This is a genomic window from Vitreoscilla stercoraria DSM 513, assembly GCF_000382305.1.
Classification (GTDB): domain Bacteria; phylum Pseudomonadota; class Gammaproteobacteria; order Burkholderiales; family Neisseriaceae; genus Vitreoscilla; species Vitreoscilla stercoraria.
Map to the genome: position 1 here is coordinate 67,638 of NZ_KB908029.1, position 18,814 is coordinate 86,451.

At 41.1% G+C, this 18,814-nt stretch carries 20 protein-coding genes and 1 pseudogene; 9 read left to right on the plus strand and 12 right to left on the minus strand.

Features of this window, described 5'->3' with window-relative positions:
• Window positions 1–58 precede the first annotated feature (58 nt).
• The 3 genes from ppk1 (at window position 59) to H150_RS0109870 (ending at window position 5,919) form a co-directional block, all read left to right on the plus strand.
• Window positions 59–2,119 (plus strand): polyphosphate kinase 1, encoded by a 2,061-nt coding sequence (gene ppk1, locus H150_RS0109860; RefSeq protein ID WP_019958896.1) that lies wholly within the window; start codon window positions 59–61, stop codon window positions 2,117–2,119.
• Between the two features lie 146 nt (window positions 2,120–2,265).
• Window positions 2,266–3,252: an SIR2 family protein gene (locus H150_RS0109865; RefSeq protein WP_019958897.1), complete on the plus strand. Its 987-nt coding sequence runs from the start codon at window positions 2,266–2,268 to the stop codon at window positions 3,250–3,252.
• 6 nt (window positions 3,253–3,258) lie between these two features.
• A complete protein-coding gene (locus tag H150_RS0109870) occupies window positions 3,259–5,919 on the plus strand; it encodes a hypothetical protein (protein WP_019958898.1) in 2,661 nt (886 codons plus the stop codon).
• Between the two features lie 74 nt (window positions 5,920–5,993).
• Here H150_RS0109870 and pth read toward each other — a convergent pair whose 3' ends face one another.
• The 3 genes from pth to H150_RS0109885 are packed head-to-tail and all read right to left on the minus strand — an operon-like array spanning window position 5,994 to window position 7,287.
• On the minus strand, window positions 5,994–6,575 hold the full coding sequence (pth, locus tag H150_RS0109875) for an aminoacyl-tRNA hydrolase (RefSeq protein ID WP_026353631.1): 582 nt from the start codon (window positions 6,573–6,575) through the stop codon (window positions 5,994–5,996).
• A 6-nt stretch (window positions 6,576–6,581) separates the two neighbouring features.
• Window positions 6,582–6,863 (minus strand): RnfH family protein, encoded by a 282-nt coding sequence (locus H150_RS0109880; protein ID WP_019958900.1) that lies wholly within the window; start codon window positions 6,861–6,863, stop codon window positions 6,582–6,584.
• Entirely contained in the window at window positions 6,853–7,287 is a 435-nt protein-coding gene (locus tag H150_RS0109885; protein WP_019958901.1) for a type II toxin-antitoxin system RatA family toxin, read from the minus strand. The genes H150_RS0109880 and H150_RS0109885 overlap by 11 nt, the downstream gene beginning before the upstream one ends.
• Before the next feature lie 119 nt (window positions 7,288–7,406).
• Between H150_RS0109885 and smpB the strand changes: the two genes are divergently transcribed.
• The 4 genes from smpB to H150_RS0109905 all read left to right on the plus strand — a co-directional run bounded on the left by smpB (window position 7,407) and on the right by H150_RS0109905 (window position 11,167).
• Window positions 7,407–7,853, plus strand: coding sequence for an SsrA-binding protein SmpB (gene smpB, locus H150_RS0109890; protein WP_019958902.1), 447 nt, complete (start codon window positions 7,407–7,409; stop codon window positions 7,851–7,853).
• Window positions 7,854–7,875: 22 nt separating this feature from the next.
• A complete protein-coding gene (locus H150_RS0109895) occupies window positions 7,876–8,223 on the plus strand; it encodes a hypothetical protein (protein WP_019958903.1) in 348 nt (115 codons plus the stop codon).
• Window positions 8,224–8,230: 7 nt separating this feature from the next.
• Window positions 8,231–9,793: a glutamine-hydrolyzing GMP synthase gene (gene guaA, locus H150_RS0109900; RefSeq protein ID WP_155970540.1), complete on the plus strand. Its 1,563-nt coding sequence runs from the start codon at window positions 8,231–8,233 to the stop codon at window positions 9,791–9,793.
• A 174-nt stretch (window positions 9,794–9,967) separates the two neighbouring features.
• The gene (locus H150_RS0109905; protein WP_019958905.1) at window positions 9,968–11,167 is read left to right on the plus strand and encodes a tyrosine-type recombinase/integrase; all 1,200 of its coding nucleotides are present in this window, start codon (window positions 9,968–9,970) and stop codon (window positions 11,165–11,167) included.
• A 119-nt stretch (window positions 11,168–11,286) separates the two neighbouring features.
• Here the strand turns inward: H150_RS0109905 and H150_RS0109910 are convergent, their stop codons facing one another.
• From H150_RS0109910 to H150_RS0109950, 9 genes are all read right to left on the minus strand, one after another.
• A complete protein-coding gene (locus tag H150_RS0109910; protein ID WP_019958906.1) occupies window positions 11,287–11,568 on the minus strand; it encodes a hypothetical protein in 282 nt (93 codons plus the stop codon).
• Between the two features lies 1 nt (window position 11,569).
• Window positions 11,570–11,974, minus strand: a complete 405-nt coding sequence (locus H150_RS0109915; RefSeq protein ID WP_019958907.1) for a hypothetical protein — start codon at window positions 11,972–11,974, stop codon at window positions 11,570–11,572.
• The gene (locus H150_RS14810; RefSeq protein WP_019958908.1) at window positions 11,971–12,729 is read right to left on the minus strand and encodes an N-acetylmuramidase domain-containing protein; all 759 of its coding nucleotides are present in this window, start codon (window positions 12,727–12,729) and stop codon (window positions 11,971–11,973) included. Before H150_RS14810 ends, H150_RS0109915 begins: the two co-directional genes overlap by 4 nt.
• A gap of 181 nt (window positions 12,730–12,910) precedes the next feature.
• Entirely contained in the window at window positions 12,911–13,429 is a 519-nt protein-coding gene (locus H150_RS15330) for a hypothetical protein (protein WP_019958909.1), read from the minus strand.
• Complete coding sequence (locus H150_RS0109930) at window positions 13,429–14,319, minus strand: hypothetical protein (RefSeq protein ID WP_019958910.1); 891 nt, start codon at window positions 14,317–14,319, stop codon at window positions 13,429–13,431. Before H150_RS0109930 ends, H150_RS15330 begins: the two co-directional genes overlap by 1 nt.
• Window positions 14,316–15,005, minus strand: coding sequence for a hypothetical protein (locus H150_RS0109935; RefSeq protein ID WP_019958911.1), 690 nt, complete (start codon window positions 15,003–15,005; stop codon window positions 14,316–14,318). The genes H150_RS0109930 and H150_RS0109935 overlap by 4 nt, the downstream gene beginning before the upstream one ends.
• Entirely contained in the window at window positions 14,995–15,555 is a 561-nt protein-coding gene (locus tag H150_RS14820; protein ID WP_169708874.1) for a BRO family protein, read from the minus strand. Before H150_RS14820 ends, H150_RS0109935 begins: the two co-directional genes overlap by 11 nt.
• 179 nt (window positions 15,556–15,734) lie before the next feature.
• Entirely contained in the window at window positions 15,735–16,550 is an 816-nt protein-coding gene (locus H150_RS14825) for a hypothetical protein (RefSeq protein WP_019958913.1), read from the minus strand.
• A 5-nt stretch (window positions 16,551–16,555) separates the two neighbouring features.
• Window positions 16,556–17,713 carry an AAA family ATPase gene (locus tag H150_RS0109950; protein ID WP_019958914.1) on the minus strand — a complete coding sequence of 386 codons (1,158 nt, stop codon included), beginning with the start codon at window positions 17,711–17,713 and terminating at the stop codon, window positions 16,556–16,558.
• A 163-nt stretch (window positions 17,714–17,876) separates the two neighbouring features.
• Between H150_RS0109950 and H150_RS15385 the strand changes: the two are divergent.
• Both H150_RS15385 and H150_RS0109960 read left to right on the plus strand, forming a co-directional pair.
• Window positions 17,877–18,269 (plus strand): annotated as a pseudogene (locus H150_RS15385) (MAE_28990/MAE_18760 family HEPN-like nuclease); the annotation flags it as partial.
• A gap of 69 nt (window positions 18,270–18,338) precedes the next feature.
• Window positions 18,339–18,814: IS5 family transposase (locus tag H150_RS0109960; RefSeq protein WP_019958915.1), on the plus strand; the 476-nt coding region annotated here is incomplete at its 3' end.

Below are 18,814 nucleotides of genomic sequence, written 5' to 3' on the forward strand. Positions count from 1 at the left end.
ATAAAAATGACCAAAAGATGGTTTAGAATTTAAAAGTTTTTTGATTAAAGGAAGTGTCATGCCCCAAGCTGCTAATTTACTGTGCCGTGAAATGAGTTTATTGGCATTTAACCGCCGTGTATTGGCGCAAGCGAACGATGAGCGCGTGCCCTTATTGGAGCGCTTAAAATTTTTATGCATTGTTTCTTCGAATTTAGATGAATTTTTTGAAGTGCGCATGGCATGGCTCAAACAACAGCAAAAAATCAACGGTCATCTGCCATTGCCCAATGGTGAATTACCACAGCAAGTGATACACAATGTCATTGCCGAAACTCGCGCCATCGTGCAAGAGCAATACCAAATGTTCAACCAGAAATTGGTGCCAGCCTTACAACAACAAGGCATCCGTTTTTATCGCCGCCGAGAATGGTCGAAAGAACAAACGGCTTGGATTGAACAATATTTTCACCGTGAATTGAAACCAATTTTAACGCCTATTGGTTTGGACCCATCGCATCCCTTCCCTCGCTTGATGAACAAATCTTTGAATTTTGCCGTAGAACTCGATGGCAAAGACGCGTTTGGCCGCGAATCAGGCATGGCGATTGTTCAAGCGCCGCGCATTTTGCCACGTGTGGTCAAATTACCATCACATTTAAGCGAAGGCGAGGACGGTTTTGTTTTCTTGTCATCCATCATGCATGCTCACATTGACACCTTATTTTCAGGCATGGAAGTCAAAGGTTGCCACCAATTCCGTGTCACTCGTGACAGTGATTTGACCGTAGACGAAGAAGATTTGAAAAACTTGCGCACCGCCATTCAAGGCGAATTGCGTGATCGCCAATTTGGCGAAGCCGTGCGCTTGGAAATTACCAATACGTGTCCTGCTCATGTGGTCGACTTTTTATTAGAGCAATTTCAATTAAGCGAAGACGCCATGTATGTGGTTAACGGCCCTGTCAACTTAGTGCGTTTGATGGCCGTCACCGATATGGTGGATAAGCCAGAATTGAAATTCAACATATTTCGCCCGAGCATCCCAAAAAAGTTGCGCCAACACCGCGAAAAGATTTTTGAAACTTTGGCCGAGCGCGATGTGTTGCTACACCACCCTTACCAATCTTTCCAATCGGTAGTGGATTTGGTCAAACAAGCGGCCAAAGACCCTGCTGTGGTTGCCATCAAAATGACGATTTACCGCACAGGCAATAATTCCGATTTGGTCAAAGCCTTGTTACAGGCCGCCTTATTGGGCAAACAAGTGACGGTAGTGATGGAATTGATGGCACGCTTTGACGAAGAAACCAACGTCAATTGGGCCAGCCAATTAGAACAAGTCGGCGCTCATGTGGTGTATGGCGTCTTTGGCTATAAAGTCCATGCCAAAATGGCTTTGGTCATTCGTCGCGAGAATGGCATCCTGAAATCTTACGCCCACTTAGGCACAGGCAACTACCATCAAGGCACCTCGCGTTTATACACCGATTTAGGCTTACTCACTGCCAACGAACCCATTTGTCAAGACGTAAACCAATTGTTCATGGAAATCACAGGTTTGGGACAACCGAGCCATTTGAACAAATTGTTCCAAAGTCCGTTCACTTTGCACCCGATGTTGCTCGACAAAATCGAACGTGAAATGGCACACGTCCAAGCAGGCGGTCAAGGGCATGTGATGGCAAAAATGAATTCTTTGGTTGAGCCTAGCATCATTCAAAAACTGTATGACGCCAGTCAAGCGGGTGTGAAAATCGATTTGATTGTGCGCGGGATGTGTGTGTTAAAACCCGGTGTCGCAGGCTTGTCAGACAATATTCGTGTGCGTTCGATTGTTGGGCGTTTGCTCGAACACTCGCGTGTGTTTTATTTTGGGAATGCGGGCAAAAGTGAGGTTTTCATCTCTTCTGCAGATTGGATGGGGCGAAATTTCTTCCGCCGCATTGAAACTTGCGTACCAGTGCTAGACCCACAATTAAAGCAACGCGTGATTCGCGAAACCTTGACTTTGGCATTAGAAGACAATGCCAAAGCTTGGGATATGCAAGCAGACGGCTCTTACATCCGCGCGTATCCTGATTCACCTGAAAAAGAAACCAATTTACAAGAAATTTTGATGCGCGAATTCAGTTTGTAATTTTGAAGCTGTTTGAATCTAACAAGCGTCCTGTAAAGGTTTACAGGACGCTTTTATTTGCACTTCGATTTCAATTACCACTCAAATCCAATTATCTGATATAAATATTTTAGCAACTTCAATATTCATTTCATTTGGACAGAACCATGCAAAAACCAACCTTACGTTTTGGTGAATTAAACATCCCAATTGCCATTATCGAAGCGCTTCAGCAAGATCGATTGGTTGTTTTTGTAGGTGCAGGTGTTTCGATGGGTGCGCCGACCAACTTGATGAATTTTGAAGATTTGACCCAACTGATTATCACAGGTCACAAAGCACAATCACCATCTTCATTAAGCAATCAAATTCAACACTTGAATATTGATGCGGATTTGAAAAAGCAATTAATAGATGCCACTTGGAAAGCACAATACCGTGCGCCAGAAGAACGTTTGGGTGAGGCACAAGACAGCGGAAAAATCGATATCAAAGCACAATGTTTACATCATTTAAAAGATAGTGATTTAGAGCCCAATCACCTACACCATCAAATCATCCGTTTGTTTGCTCACAATCCTGTGCGCATCATCACTACCAATTTTGAACGCATGCTTCAAAAAGCCGCCCAATTACAAAATAAAACAATCAAAACCACCAGCATTGCCCCCAATTTGCCCCAAGGCGATGTGGTAGAAGGGATTGTGCATTTGCATGGCAGTTTGGAAGACAAAGAATCTATCATTTTGTCAGACCGAGATTTTGGCAGAGCGTATTTGACCGAAGGTTGGGCACGGCGCTTTATCACAAGGGTGTTTTCTCAATATACGGTGTTGTTCATTGGTTACTCTTATAACGACACCATCATGAAGTATTTGGCACGCTCTACTTCACAAAACACCACACAAAAATTATTTGGTATTTCATCGGTCACTGCTGAAAATCAAGAAGCCGAAGCGCGCCGTTGGGAATTATTAGGTATGACCCACATTCCCTATTTTGTGAGCCAAGAACATGGCCATCAAGCGCTAAACACGGGCATTGAAGCTTTGGCCGACTGTCTTAACTGGAGTTTTTCAGAACAACAAGCCCACATCCAACAATTGGTTCAAGACATTGAAGGGCGGCCTGAAAACTTATCAGACACCGCTTAGCAATATTTGCATTATCTCTACAGCAAACCAGAATTATTACGTTATTTTTTACTTCAAATCCAACATCCAGCTTGGCCAAATATTTTAGAGCAGTTACAAAACAAATACCCTCAGTCGAAAATTCTATTACAAGAAAATACAGCTTTTGTCTTGCTCGACCGTTTTTGGTATCAATCAGCACCAACGATGATGCGCTTGTTTCAAAAATACTATGCCAAGCCAATTTCGGCTCGAACCCTTTTACGTACCATTGACCAAAGCTTAGAAAAAAACGATGTAACAGTAGACATTCAATTTGTACAATGTTGGTTGCATTTATTAACGCCACATATTGATATTGCTGAATACAACCATATATTTTTAATTGAGCCCGCCTCTAAACACATTGCCCCATTTCTTTTAAAACACAATTGCCATCAAGAACTCGAAGCGCTGTTCAGACAGTTGTTGTTACTGCATGTGCGTTTTGATTCATCAAGCTCAGAAAAAACCACTCTTCAATACAATATTGATGAACATTCTTTAGAGTGCCTATTGCATCCCAACTCCAGCTTTATGCAGTTACCTGCCACCACCATCTTAGACATTTGCGTCCAAGCTTTAAAGCAACATTCTTATTTATTGGATATTTTTTCCATTCCCAATCAAAACAGATATGACTCATCAATCGTCATTCAATTTTATAAACCCTGTATTTGGCAACAAATTGATGAGTATCCTGAATTCTTGCAAGCCATGGCTTACCAATTGGTTGATGCTTGTTACCAAGTCCTGATGCGGCCTGAAATGTCTACAGAACAAACTTGGGCATGGGCGAATGAATATTTGCCTCAAAAAAACGTGTTACTGCAAAAGCTGGCTTTGTACACCATTGCCCATCATCCTGCTTACACAGCAGATGAAAAATTCACTCTGGTTACCAATACCCTAGACATGCATGCTTTGGATTTTCATGCTGAAATATTTGATTTTTTTAAACACTGTTTGATGAATTTGTCAGATGACAATATCGAATTGGTTATTGAAAGTTTGAATGACTATCCGAATCAAGACAATGGTCATTGTGAACAGTGGGCATTTTGGCTCAAACAATGCCACGCCACCGATTCTGCTATTGATGCTTACTACCAACAACAAAAACAACTGCATCCCCACTACCAATTGTCAGATAACCCGTATCTTCATATATTTATTGGAGAGGCTAGCGTCATCAGCCCTCGCAGCCCATACCCATCAGAACAATTATTGGCTCAACAAGACGCAGCTTGGTTTGATGAGTTACTCACCTACAACCAACAATCTTGGGATGGCTCTGAACCAGATACAGAAGGATTGTGGCGAGAAATTATCCAAGCCTGCCAACAAAACCCTACTTGGGCAATGGCATTCATCCAGCATGCTATTGATACGCAAAACAATACAAAAAAGCTGCATCAAGTCATTTCTGGTTTTGCTCAGTGGCAATTTACCGACTTAAAGCAATGGGACGCTTGTTTTAAATATTTCCAAACCTTACCGATAAAACAATATTCAAATTTATTATGCAATTTAATCGACCAAACCCACCGCAATGCCTTTTTCAAAAACCAGTCTGAAAGCACCACACAGCCAAATCGATTGGTGAGTACTTTGCTTCAAGAACAAGCCATTGATAGTCAATCAGGATTTCCCTCAACATATTATGCTTTTGGAGAACATGCCAATGTCTACAATAGCAACATCGGTTACGTTATCAGTTATCTGATAATGGCTTTTGAAAAAAGCATTCAAACCGAAAATATTCACAATCAAACACAGTCTTTTAGTGCCATTAAATCCTCATTAAAAAACGACAACTCAGGGCATGTCATTCATCTTTTGATGGCACAATATGGATTTTTTGAACACCATCAACCTGATTTTGCGCATGAAAAATTATTGCCTTATTTAAATACCACGCATCCTCAACACTTATTGGCTTGGTCTGGATTTTTAATGAACAATCAATTGACTGTCCACACTTACGGCCTCATTGAAACTGATTTGAAAACATTGCTTCAATCTCATAAGCCACAAGATAACCTATTGTCAGATTTTGACAAGAGGTGCTTAAACTTATATTTATGGAGTATTAGCCTTAACTACCATTCCAATGCTACCGACAGCATCAATTGGTTTTTAAAGCTTGCCTCAGCACCTTTGTCAAAAAATCTGACCAAAATCCTAACCGACATTTTAAAAGCAAAATACTCGGACACAAACAGTCGCCGTTGTGAAGCCATCCCTGATTGGATGGTTCAATATTGGCAACAAAGAGACCATGGCGTGGGTGGCAAATTGGATGCCTCAGAATATGAATGCTTGTGGATGCTTTCGGTAAATTGTCCCGATTGGATACCTCAAATATACGAATTTTTAATGCAATCTGATAACCTTAATGCTCATTCATCTTGGTTGCTACTAATAAGAGAAAAACAAGAACAATTAAAACCACAAGACATAACTCAATGGGCTCAGTTATTAAACCAATATTTAAAATTACAACCAAATTTTTATCATATTAATGGTAAGTGTTTAGACTTTATTTCTTTCATCTTAAAACAAGATATTGAAGAAACAATCAAACAAAGCATACACGACACATTGAACAGAAATGGCATTGACGTTAAAGAATTTGATTTAAAATAATAAAAACAAGCGTCCTGTAAACATTTACAGGACGCTTGGTATTAACCGTTTTTCATCAGTCAACTTATGGCAACTTATTTGGGATTGCCACTGTGTAACACACGGATGGCAGCGTCCATATCGCCTGCAATCATGGTGTTGATTTCACCGCGCGCGCGCCAAATGGCATCGTCAATCGCGTCTCGGTCATCGCGACTGGGTTTGTTCAACACAAATGCCGAAACCAAACTTTTGTCACCGGGATGTCCTATGCCCAAACGCAAACGCCAAAAATTGGCACTGCCCATTTTCGCTTGAATGTCTTTCAAACCATTGTGTCCACCATTGCCACCACCTTGCTTCAAACGAATTTGTCCAGGGGCGATATCCAATTCATCGTGTAACACCAAAATGGCTTCCACAGGAATTTTGAAAAACTGCGCCAAGGCACTCACCGATTGACCCGATTTATTCATATACAACGAGGGCTTCATCAACCACACTTCGCCTTGTGGCGTGTTGGCTTTGGCGACTTTACCAAAATATTTTTTGTCTTCACGAAACGATGCGCCCCAAGTAGCGGCCAATTCATCTATCATCCACCAACCTGCATTGTGGCGGGTATGTTCGTATTCAGGACCAATATTGCCCAAGCCCACAATCATTTGTATTTTCATAAACCATCAATCTTTGTTTTGTGCTGCACGGCGGCGGCGGTTTTCTTTCGGGTCGACCAATAAAGGGCGGTAAATTTCAATGCGGTCGTGTGCTTCTAACACATAGTCTTGCGCTACCACTTTGCCATACACGCCCAAAGGGTAATCTTGAATATGTGGATATTCATCATACAAACCACTTAATTGAGCGGCCTGTAAAGCCGTCGTACCCATGCTCACACTCAACGCAATGACAGTTTGCTGTTGTTGTGTGGCAAAGACGACTTCTACCAATATCTCATTTACCATAACGCTGATCGGCCTCTTTGATGAATGAGTCGACCAAAGTCGACGAAATGCGACCAAACACAGGCGCAATCACTCTGGAAATCAAACTATTGGCAAACTCATATTCCAAATGAAAATCAATGCGGCAACCGATTTCATCAAATGAAGTGAATTTCCATATGCCTTCCAAAGACTTGAATGGTCCTTCGAGCAATTGCATGCGAATTTCACGATTGGGAATATTGGTATTGCGGGTTGAAAAACCTTGTTTCAAGCGCATGTAATCAATCCCAACCGTGGCTTCTACCACATTGTTTTCACGCTTGTGCACCACAGACTGACCACACCATGGCAAAAAATCAGCATAATTTTCAATATCGTCTACCAAAGCGAACATTTGCTCGGCGGTGTGGGTCACCAACACATTCTTTTTAACAGTGTTCATTCAAATCTTTAAAAGCAAAAAATAAGCAAACGCTATTATGCCATCAATTGCCCTGCGGCGAAAATCCACTGATGCCGCGCTTTCTGTTAAAATAGCATCTTGTTACTTGGGGATACGCCATGAGCATTATTAACAATAGAAAAGCCTTCCATGATTTTTTCATCGAAGAACAATTGGAAGCTGGTTTGGTATTAGAAGGATGGGAAGTCAAAGCCATCCGTGCTGGCCGTGTGCAATTGAAAGAAAGCTATATTTATTATCGTGATGGCGATTTTTATTTGATTGGCTGCCACATCACCCCTTTGCCTGAAGCCTCGACCCACATCAAACCCGATGTGACCCGTTCACGCAAATTATTGATGAATCGCCGCCAAATCGACAAATGGTATGGCCAAGTTGAGCGTGATGGTTATACCGTTGTGCCATTGAATCTGCATTATAACCATGGCCGCATTAAAATCGACATTGGTTTGGCCAAAGGTAAAAAACAACACGACAAACGTGAAAGTGCGAAAGAAAAAGACTGGCAGCGCGAAAAACAACGCATCATGAAAAATGCTCGTTAATTGATGAAAGCGTCCTGTAAACATGCGTAGCCGATCCTTATTTTTCCCATTGCTGCTGATTATTTCAGGCTGCATTTGGTTTTTAAAATCGACTGATTTATTGCCCGACACCGCCTCTATTTTCGCAATAGGCTTGGCGGTTTTTGGCTTTTTGGTCATGGTCATGGATGGTTTGAACAAACAATCCATCGTGGCAGGACCATTTTTAATGTATTTGGGCGCAGCCATTTATTTGTATCACGAATACATTTTTGGTTTGTCGCACATTTTTTCGGCGGGCATGGTTTGGTTGGGTTTGCTGTTGTTGCTTTCTCGCAGCAATCTCGTACCCGATAAATATGCTCGCCCTACACCTCCACCCAAAGATTGATTAGAGAATTCTGATGGACAAAATCCTGATTTTAGATTTCGGCTCACAAGTGACGCAATTGATTGCGCGCCGTGTTCGTGAAGCCCATGTATATTGTGAATTACACCCGTTCGATATGTCTTTAGAAGACATCAAAGCTTTTAATCCAAGCGGCATTATTTTGTCTGGCGGCCCTAACTCGGTTTACGAATCAGACTACCAAGCAGACACTGGTTTATTGGAATTGGGCGTGCCTGTTTTGGGCATTTGTTATGGCATGCAATGGATGGCGCATGTGATGGGCGGCGAAGTGTCTGCTGGTAACCAACGCGAATTTGGTTATGCCAAAGTCAATGTGGCAGCGAGCCCATTGTTAGCGGATTTGGCCGATGCGGACAACACCATGGAAGTATGGATGAGCCACGGTGACAAAGTGTCTCGTTTGCCTGAGAACTTTGAAATCGTAGGTCATACGCCAAGCTGCCCTGTTGCCATCATGCAAAATACAGCTAAAAACTTCTACGGGGTACAATTTCACCCAGAAGTGACCCACACTGTTAAAGGTCGCGAAATCTTAAACCAATTTGTGCTGAACATTTGTGGTGCCAAACCAAGCTGGACCATGCCTAACTACATCGAAGAAGCCGTTGCGAAAATTCGCGAACAAGTGGGTTCTGATGAAGTGATTTTAGGCTTGTCTGGCGGCGTGGATTCCTCTGTTGCTGCAGCATTGATTCACCGTGCCATCGGTAGTCAATTGACTTGCGTGTTTGTTGACCACGGTTTATTACGCTTAAACGAAGGCGATATGGTGATGGACATGTTCGCGCGCAATTTGGGCGTGAAAGTGATTCAAGTCAACGCATCGGACGTGTTCATGGGCAAATTGGCTGGTGAAACCGACCCTGAGAAAAAACGCAAAATCATTGGCGCTGAGTTCGTGGAAGTTTTCCAAGAGGAATCTGGCAAATTAACCAATGCCAAATGGTTGGCACAAGGCACCATTTACCCGGATGTGATTGAATCTGCAGGCGGTAAGAAAAACAAAGCCCATGCGATTAAATCGCACCACAATGTGGGTGGTTTGCCAGAAGACATGCATTTACAATTGCTAGAACCATTGCGCGACTTGTTCAAAGACGAAGTACGTGAATTGGGCGTGGCATTGGGTTTACCTCGCGAAATGGTCTATCGTCATCCATTCCCAGGCCCTGGCTTAGGTGTGCGTATTTTGGGTGAAGTCAAAGCAGAATATGCTGATTTATTGCGTCGCGCGGATGACATTTTCATCCAAGAATTGCGCAATTTTAAAGATGAAAACGGTGTGTCTTGGTACGACAAAACCAGCCAAGCTTTCGCTGTGTTCTTACCTGTCAAATCGGTTGGCGTGATGGGTGACGGCCGCACTTACGAATACGTGGTGGCATTGCGTGCAGTGATTACCAACGACTTCATGACGGCGCATTGGGCACACTTGCCATACGATTTGTTGGGCACCGTATCTAACCGCATCATCAACGAAGTGCGCGGCATCAACCGTGTGGTTTACGACGTATCAGGCAAACCACCTGCAACGATTGAGTGGGAATAATTGAAACTCGTTTCATGACATTTCAGCTCATTTCAAATCTTCAATCAAACCCTGCATCTAGCAGGGTTTTTCTTTTCCCTCTATTTCATATCATTTCAAATCATTTCATTGATTTGACGGTAAGCAAAACGGTAAAATCAGCAACAGTCAAAAACACCGTGAAAATTTACCGTCATGCTCAGCGATACAAAAATCAAAGCATTAAAACCCAAAGAAAAAACTTACAAAGAGTCAGACAGAGATGGTCTATATGTCATGATCAACCCGACTGGCTCGAAAGTCTTTCGCTACGATTACCGTTTCAATGGCAGACGTGAAACCTTAACCATAGGCAAGTACGGCATTATTAGCTTGGCAGAGGCGAGAGAAATATTGCTTGAAGCCAAAAAGCTGCTCAACCAAGGCATCAGCCCACAACAAGCCAAAAAAGACAGAAAACAAAATCAGCAAGGGAACACCATTGACGAATGGTGGCTAAAGTATTTCAACCATACTGAACTGGCAGAATCAACTCGTAAAGTAAAAGCCGGTACCTATGCTGCCGAAATCAAGCCGCAGTTTGAGCGCAAGCTTCTAACCGAAATCAAGGCAACGCACATCAGGACGCTTTGCGAAACCATACTTGAACGAGGGGCACCTACGACTGCCACACGTGTGCGTGACATATTCAATGCCATTTATAAGTATGCAATCTTAAAAGGCTTGGACATACACAATCCAGCATCAACGATAGAAAACAAAGGTTATTACCGAGGCAAACCACGTAGTCGCTCTTTAACGCCCAAAGACATTGGTTTGTTTCTATCTGAAATTGATGAATGCGAAACCTACCCAACAGTAATCATTGCTATCAAGCTGCTACTATTGACCATGTTACGCAAGTCAGAAGTAGTCAATGCCAAATGGGATGAAATCGATCTTGAATCAAAAGTATGGACCATACCTGCAGAACGCATGAAAGCGCGGCGTGAGCACAATGTTTATTTGTCCGACCAAGCCTGTGAGCTGATTGGCGCACTCAAAATACACAGCCACGGCAGTGAATTTTTATTTGCCGCTCGTGGCAATAAGCGCAAGCCAATGAATGTATCAAGCGTCAACCGAGCGGCATCAAGAATCATTGAGCGAGTGATGGCCAAACATAAATTTGAAAGCTTTGTCATCCATGACTTTAGACGCACAGCTTCAACCATACTGCACGAGAAAGGCTATAACACAGACCACATTGAGAAGTGTTTGGCGCATACGGATGGATCCATCAGAGGCGTGTACAACAAAGCCGAATACGAGGCCGAGCGCAGGATTTTAATGCAAGATTGGGCCAACATGATTGATGCTTACCGAAAGCAAGATGCTTTACCAAACAAAGGTTAGCACACTCTCAAATACAAAAGAACCCACTTTAGTGGGCTCTTTTGAGTGATGTTTTAAAGCTTCATTAATGTTCAGCTTGCCATTAATTTTTTTGTTATACAAATTATCATGACCATTATCTAGTTGCTCAAAGATTTGCTTTCACTTATTTTTAAATTTCTTAAAAAGCGTAAGCAAATCACAATAACCAATACAATCTCTATTCTTATCAACCACCACATAACTTCTGGATTGTATTTGAGTAAGCAATAGATTCGTGCCATGGCATAAGTGCCAAACGACGCATGAAACAGCAAACGCACCACGTCATATTGGCAATTTAAACAAAACCGTTCTTTGGCCACCACGCAAGCCGAAAAAACAAACATCACAGCCAAGATGGCCAATTGTAAAATCACCATCTTAGCCACCTCCCCATTTCTTACTCAGCAACTTTTTAATCACATCTGGCAATATGTCAGGCATGGCCAAAATCAATTTATTACATGTAGCAAAAAATGCTTCATGCAAACGCAATGAAATGAATGGCCAAGCAATGGCTGAAAATACTGCCACAAACAAATAGCCTTCACGTGGTAAGCCTAACCACATGCCAAAGAATGGTGGCAAGCTGCCTGCCACAAAAGATGTGATCACAATGGTGGCGACGCTGTTCCAACGGGTCACACGGCTGTGTACACCGACCAAACAAAACCCCAAAAAACAACCTGCAAAAAAACACTCTGCTGGCAGCGATCCAATCAGCGTCATGAAGCCAGCACCCAACCAAGCCGCCAAGTATCCTGCAATCGTGGTTTCTGCACTCATCGCATTTCCTTTGCAATCTTGGTATGGTAGGCATACTTTTCATATGCGGGGCCGTTGTAGCCTTTGGCAAACGCACGACAGTCTTCAGGATGGCTGCTGATGCGTAAAAATGCCGCTTTCAAATTGGCCACCTTCAAAATGTAATCACGCAACATTTCATAGTGAGCCAATTCGCTGTTACGGGCTGCCCACAACATTTCAATCGGATGGTTATAGCCACATTCACGGTACCAGCGTCCTAAAACTTGAAATTTACCAATGCTAATGGCTTGAAAAGCTGCCAGTGGGTCTTTGCAGGCCGCATAAGAGAGTTTTTCCCAAGAATCATTGATGCCGTTGTTATTCGCATCCATAGTGTAGTCACCTGCTTTTGGATTGGAAAACCACGATAACACTCGTTTGCTTTTATCTTGCACCCATTCCCAGAACTTATGGCGTTCGTACAAAATAACTGGCAATCCTGAAGCAAACCAGCCACCATAGGGACCACTCTCAACAACAGCCACTGCTTTAATACGCTTGGTATTCACATCACCTAATTGCTCGGCAATGGCTTGCAATTGGTATTCATAAATTGGAAAGGCTTGTTTATTTGCGAAAATTTGAATAATCGCAGCACGCGTCAAACTACCACCAACGCCATCCACCTCTAAAATGGGATAAGCACCGTGTACATTTAGCCATTTTTGCATCCAAGCCACGTTCAAATCTTTGGCACGCTCAGCCTCTTGAGCTGTTAAAGTAATCTGTTGCATCGGTTTCACCTTTGAATTAAAAGTGATTCCATTGTAAGAATGAAAAAAACGGCCTTTTCGGACCGTTCCCTATATTCAATATTTGTATTAATAAATATAATCACCATTAACAACTCCCCTATTTTTGCCTAACTTATTTGGTTGGGAGTCACAAGAATAGGGGCTATTTGTTTTACGTTCATCAGATGGGTGGACTTGTCGTACCACCACCATCGCCGTTTTCATTGTGTTTGTGGGTAGAGCCGACATCTTTATCATTGTTGGTCATCGTGCCTTTCACAGTCAAACCACTCAACAACTGGGTTAACAAAGCCACTGTCAGTGTTTTCAGGACGCTTAAAAGGCCTTTAATGGTCACATCCCCGGTCACTTCCATGGTTTTGCAGTCAATCAGTACGTGATCCGCAATCAATTCAATGCGCTTTTGGCGCCAACGACGGATACCCACCAAATTACCGGTTTCAGGCTGCCGATAACCCATAATAATGGGATAACGCCAATCGTTTTGAATCAAAAAATCAATGTACACAATATCACCAGCTTCAATTTCAATTTCGGTGTCGTTGTGGCTGTCACCTAACGGATACATCAGTTCGGCTTCGGGATAAACATTGGAACCATCGGTCATACCAGGGATGGCAATGCGTGCACGACGGCGTTGGCCATCGTAAGATTCAACTACCGCAGGATAAAGAGCCATTATTGTTTCACTCCTGTCCAAAATACGGATTGGCTTTCTTCGCCGCCATTGCCTGCACCCTGCCTGAATGAATGGGCGGCGGTAATGATGGCAAATTTGATTTTCCCACCATCTATTAATTGACCACTGTGTACATCAGGTGCAAATTGACTGGGAATCTCTTTGGCATTGAGCAATACATCGGTCATGCTGTTCAATTGGGCTTCAGTTTTATGCGGCATGAATTCAACATTGCGGTCTTTGTCAAAGTTGCCTTTTACGATGCTGCCATCGGGTGCGCAACTGATGTAAGCGGGCAATTCATGACGCTCTAAAAAGCCTGACTTTTGGGTGTAGTCGGCTAAGGTTTGCAGCTTCATAATCGGCTCTTGGCCAAATAAGTCATTGATGCGGGTAAACTCCAAGCGGTCACCCTCTGGCATCCAACGCACTACACCGCCATGTTCTTGGCACACACGGGCAATCAAATAGCTGGGTGTTTCGCCTTTGAAGCAGTAAAACTTGGGCACCGCAAAGTCTTTGCCTATCTCAGACTTACCACCGCAAGCTTTGTAGATTTCGGATAAGGTGGTGTTTTCTAAAAAAATACCTTTGACCGCCCGATGGCTGATGCCTTCAGAGTTTTTGTGTAAGGCAATGAAGTAGCGGATTTGCACCATACCGCCTTGATAGACACTGCTGATAGAGTCACGCACGTATTTAATCACCATGGGCGTTTGGTCACGCCCTACTTTGACTTCCATGCCTTCCAAAAGCTGATTGGCAAATGACTCTTTCAAACGGATGGTGGCTTCAAACGTGACCGGTACAGGGGTCAAACTGTCACGCAGCGTGGCATCGACAATCAAATCACCGTCTATACTGTGGCCATTGGCCATTTGAATCATCATGGCTTCACCTGAATATTGGCATCGGTTGCATTGATGGCGGTGACCTTATCGCCCACAAACGGCAAGACATAGTTTAAAGTCAGGTCCCAAGCAAAAATGGTGATGTTCTTGCGACCACCATCCACATCAATGACAGAGTCCATGGGCTCAAAACCATCTTCAAACGTGCCAGTGGTCTCAAAATCTTCACCATCATGATGCCAAGGGATTTGCCAGCGGTGATTTTTGAAGCGCTGCATGTACAAACGCATCTGATCGGTCATGGCTGTGGCCGTTTCATGTTCATGCGCCACAAACACCAACTGACAGCGCCAAGACTTGTGCTGCATACATACCTGGTAAAAGCCACTGGTCTCGTTCAAATTCAATGTTTGAAAATCTGCCACGCTGCGGCCTCTATCTGTCGGAATTGGTGAGGTTTCTTTGGCAAAGGCAATAAACATCACCGGCAATGGCGAATCGATGGCTTTTCCGTTGACATCGCTGCTGCGACGGTAGGTATTGAGCATGTCTTGGACATCGTCCACCATACGGCTTGGGCACACTCGTAAACGACTTGATCGCGGCATGTTGTTGAATTTTTGTAGCGCTGGTGTGATGGGTAGCATTTCATCAATGCCAGCCATGATATAGCGAACAAACGCTTCTTTGACCACATCTTGGCGGCCTGTATTGTTAGTGGACATAAGGTGCTACCTCATCAGCATCAGGCAAATTTAAATTGGCCAATAATGGTTGTAATTGGTTTTCTAATTTAGGCAGCTCTTGGGCATACCATTTCTTGCGCTGTTTCCATTTTGATAAGCCTTTACCGCATTGTGATGCATCCAATTCTTCACGGCTTTTGTGAACTTGCATGGTGCAGTATTGCTGCATGATGTTGATTTGATGGTATTGGCTATTGTGCATTTGCTGTTCAATCAAATCCAACACCCATTTACGAAACTGTTTGGCCACTTCAGTTTTGGCAAACATGGCAATCAAGTGACAGCCTCGCAAGCTGAAAATACGGAAATTATTATTATCCAACTCATTGTTTTTATTCCGATACGTCAAATTGACGTAGCGGCTCATTTTATTGGTAAATTCATCAGAATTGCGCTCAAATACCTTATTAATGGAGTCTGCTCGAGAATAGCCTAGCGCTTTGGCAAGCTCGGCAGAAGTCACCCAAATTTGATTGTCAGCTTGTGCCACAGGATTCAAAACCACTTGATTGAAAGTAATAATATTCATTTGTCCACCTACACCCATAAGATTTGAGATGCTTGGCCATTCACGCAGACAACCCGTTATGGGTGGATTTTTGGCTTGTCTGCTACCGATGCGCATCGGCGAATGGTCAAACAGCGGGCAAAGAAAAACCCACAAGCGATATTGTAGGCTGGGTTTGGGTGGGGGGTTCGGAGCGTTCCCTAAGCTTCAGTCTCATATTGTACGGTATTGGCATTTTGCAACGTATCTCTAGCTTTCAACAAATTCTGTTGCAATTTTTCTGAGCCATAATAATGGAGCAACATAAGTGGAAAGGCGGATAACAGATAAATATATTGAATCTTTTGAACTAAAAAAATATCGTATTGACTTACTATATCCACTGGAAAATTTTTATCTCCAGTGGTAAGGGAATTTGATTTTTTGCATGAAAAATCAATTATTTCTATCCATTGATGCAAATCTATTCTTGAAAATCCACAGTTTTTATCAAAAGCATGCTCCCTACAGTATTCCTTAAAAGTAGATAAATAATCATAGATGTTATCAACTTTACATTCAATAAATGCATCTAAATTTGGATAACATAGGCATTTTTTCACAGACTCAACCATTGGATAGCTGATAAATAATTTACCATTCCCTGTTTCATCATCAAAATACTTTAGCATTTTATTAATTTGCTCATTACCTAGGTCGACATTAATAGTTTTCTTACCTTGATCATCCTTGTAAGTTAAAGCTTGAATATCATAATCAAAAAATAAGTAAATCTCGGCAAAATCATCTCGTTTAGATGTAGGGCTGATTAATTTTTTAGCAATTAAAAGACCAATAATATCTAGACCATCGTCATCAGACAATTTTGTATATAAATTGTACAATTGATGGATATCTCCACAATATGCAATAACTTCATTATTAATAGGAAATAATCCAGAATTTTTCAATGATTTAATAACTTCAACTTCAGCTTTCTCACCCTCTACAATAATCAGAAATTTTTGGTTGGCCATTATTATTACTCTGAGTCATTATCATTAGAATCAAACGCACTAGCTCTGTACAATTTTTCAAGATTATGAGCGAATCTTAATTCTTTTTCTGTCAAATATGGTAACGAGTTAATTTGCTGATTATGAATTACAAAATAACAATCAGGTCTCATTAAATCATTTGTCATAATAGATGTATTATGAGTAGTTAACACAATTTGAATATTTTGCTTTTTAAGCATTTCAACGATTTCTTTTGACAATTCATAATGATAAAAAGCATCAAATTCATCTATAAACAAAAAGTTTATTTTCTCTTCACTAATTCTACTAATCCAAAAATAAAATAATGCCAGTGCTTTGGTACCACTGGATGCTATATCAAAGAAAGAAACTGGAACACCTTCTATATCAAAACAAATATCGTTTAAATGTTTAATAAGCTTACATTTAATACCAACTTTATTTAAAAAAGATTCAAAATCTTCAATTTTATCTCGCTCAATAATATCTAACACAATGCTCTTTTGATTTGAAACATGAGTTCCAATAAATTTGTTATCACTAAGTGACCTAAAGTAAAGCATCCCATCTATAAAATTTATCATTTGATAAAAAATTTTATTAACTTTTGTTCTTTTATCAAGATTGGCATTTGATTTCAAATACATTAATATAGATAAACTATCGTTTTCAATGTCTTTATTAAGGGACTCTGTTCCTTTGAAGTTAATAACAGCTTTAGTTGTTCGTTTATTTTTATTAACTGTTTTGCTTCTATCAATATCTACAAATATAGCACCATCAATAGTTAAATTTTCAGAAACCAAATGATCGGCACTAATTTTTGAATAGGAATAAATAACCTCAACTTTTTCAAATTCAAAAACATATTTGAACTCAACTACTCTGTCATTTAATTTTAACCCTGCACCTGCATATACATAGTTATCTGAATATAAATCATACGGTGAAAATGAATCACTAGCATGACCAATAATATCAAAGATGGCTAGTCCTAAATTCGACTTTCCTGAACCATTCATCCCATAAATTATTGCATTATTACAAATTCCATTTTTAATACAATTCTCATTAAAAGCATAATTTTTAGTTTTACTCAAATCAAAAATTAAATTGTCTTTAAATGATTTAAAGTTTTTAACCTCGAATCTTTTTAACATTTGGAATTTCCATTTTATTTTTAATTAAGATAATAATACCATAAGCATCAATATCCGTAGAAAAAATACGGCAAAACGTCAAATAAAATAAAAACAGTTTCATTGGCTTGCAGTTTGATTTAGTTGAAATTGTGAATGTTCAACAGACCCTAATACAGAAAGTAACTTAAATGCCAAAATATATAAAAAAATTTTCCAGTGTCTTGGCATATATTTTTACCCTTGCTTAGATCAACCACCAGCACAGAAATTTGCATTTCGAGTTAATCAAAGTAATCAAAGCATACTCTGTCAAATTTTAGACAGCACATTATTATTCTCTAGAAATCATATTGCCCATGGCAATAAAAACAATAAAATTGTTATTTTAGATTTAAAAAAGCTACACACTTTACGAGAGCTAATTTTTACATTAATGAACAATTTTATGGATACTATTCTCTCTTTTGCAGAAAATCAGTATTTTCTGAAGGAAAATTCTCAAAAAGCAAACCAATATATCTTAGACCAAAACGCTTCTTTAGAAAAAGATTTAAATGAAATTAGGGTCTGTTGAACATTTGGATGGATAGGATAGAGGACGTTAAAATATTATCGCCAAACAAATTTTAATCGCCCTCTATCCATGCTTGCAACCATCATCACAGAAGAACAATGGCAGAAGCTAAAGTCCATTCTCCTAGATTTGAATGTTTATGACAAACCCAGTTTGAAAAAGACTTTTTTAGGAATCATTTATCGCCTCAAAACGGGTTGCCAATGGCGGTATTTGCCCAGTTGTTATGGAAAGGCCAATACTGTATTCAAAGCATTTCGTAGGTGGTCGGCAACAGGTTTATTTTATAAATTATTCAAAAGGTTGATTCAAAGCGCTGATACGGAATGGGTTTCAATTGATGCGACTCATATTCGAGCACATCAGAGCAGTGCTGGGGCCGTAGGTGGTGGCGATCAAAGTATCGCCAAAAGTATTGGCGGCAACAGTTCAAAAATTCATTTGGCAGTTGATGCACATGGTAATCCGCTTGAGTTTCTTGTGGGCGATGGCATTACTCATGATATTAAAATAGCACCGATGTTGCTGCAGCTTTTGGACTTGAA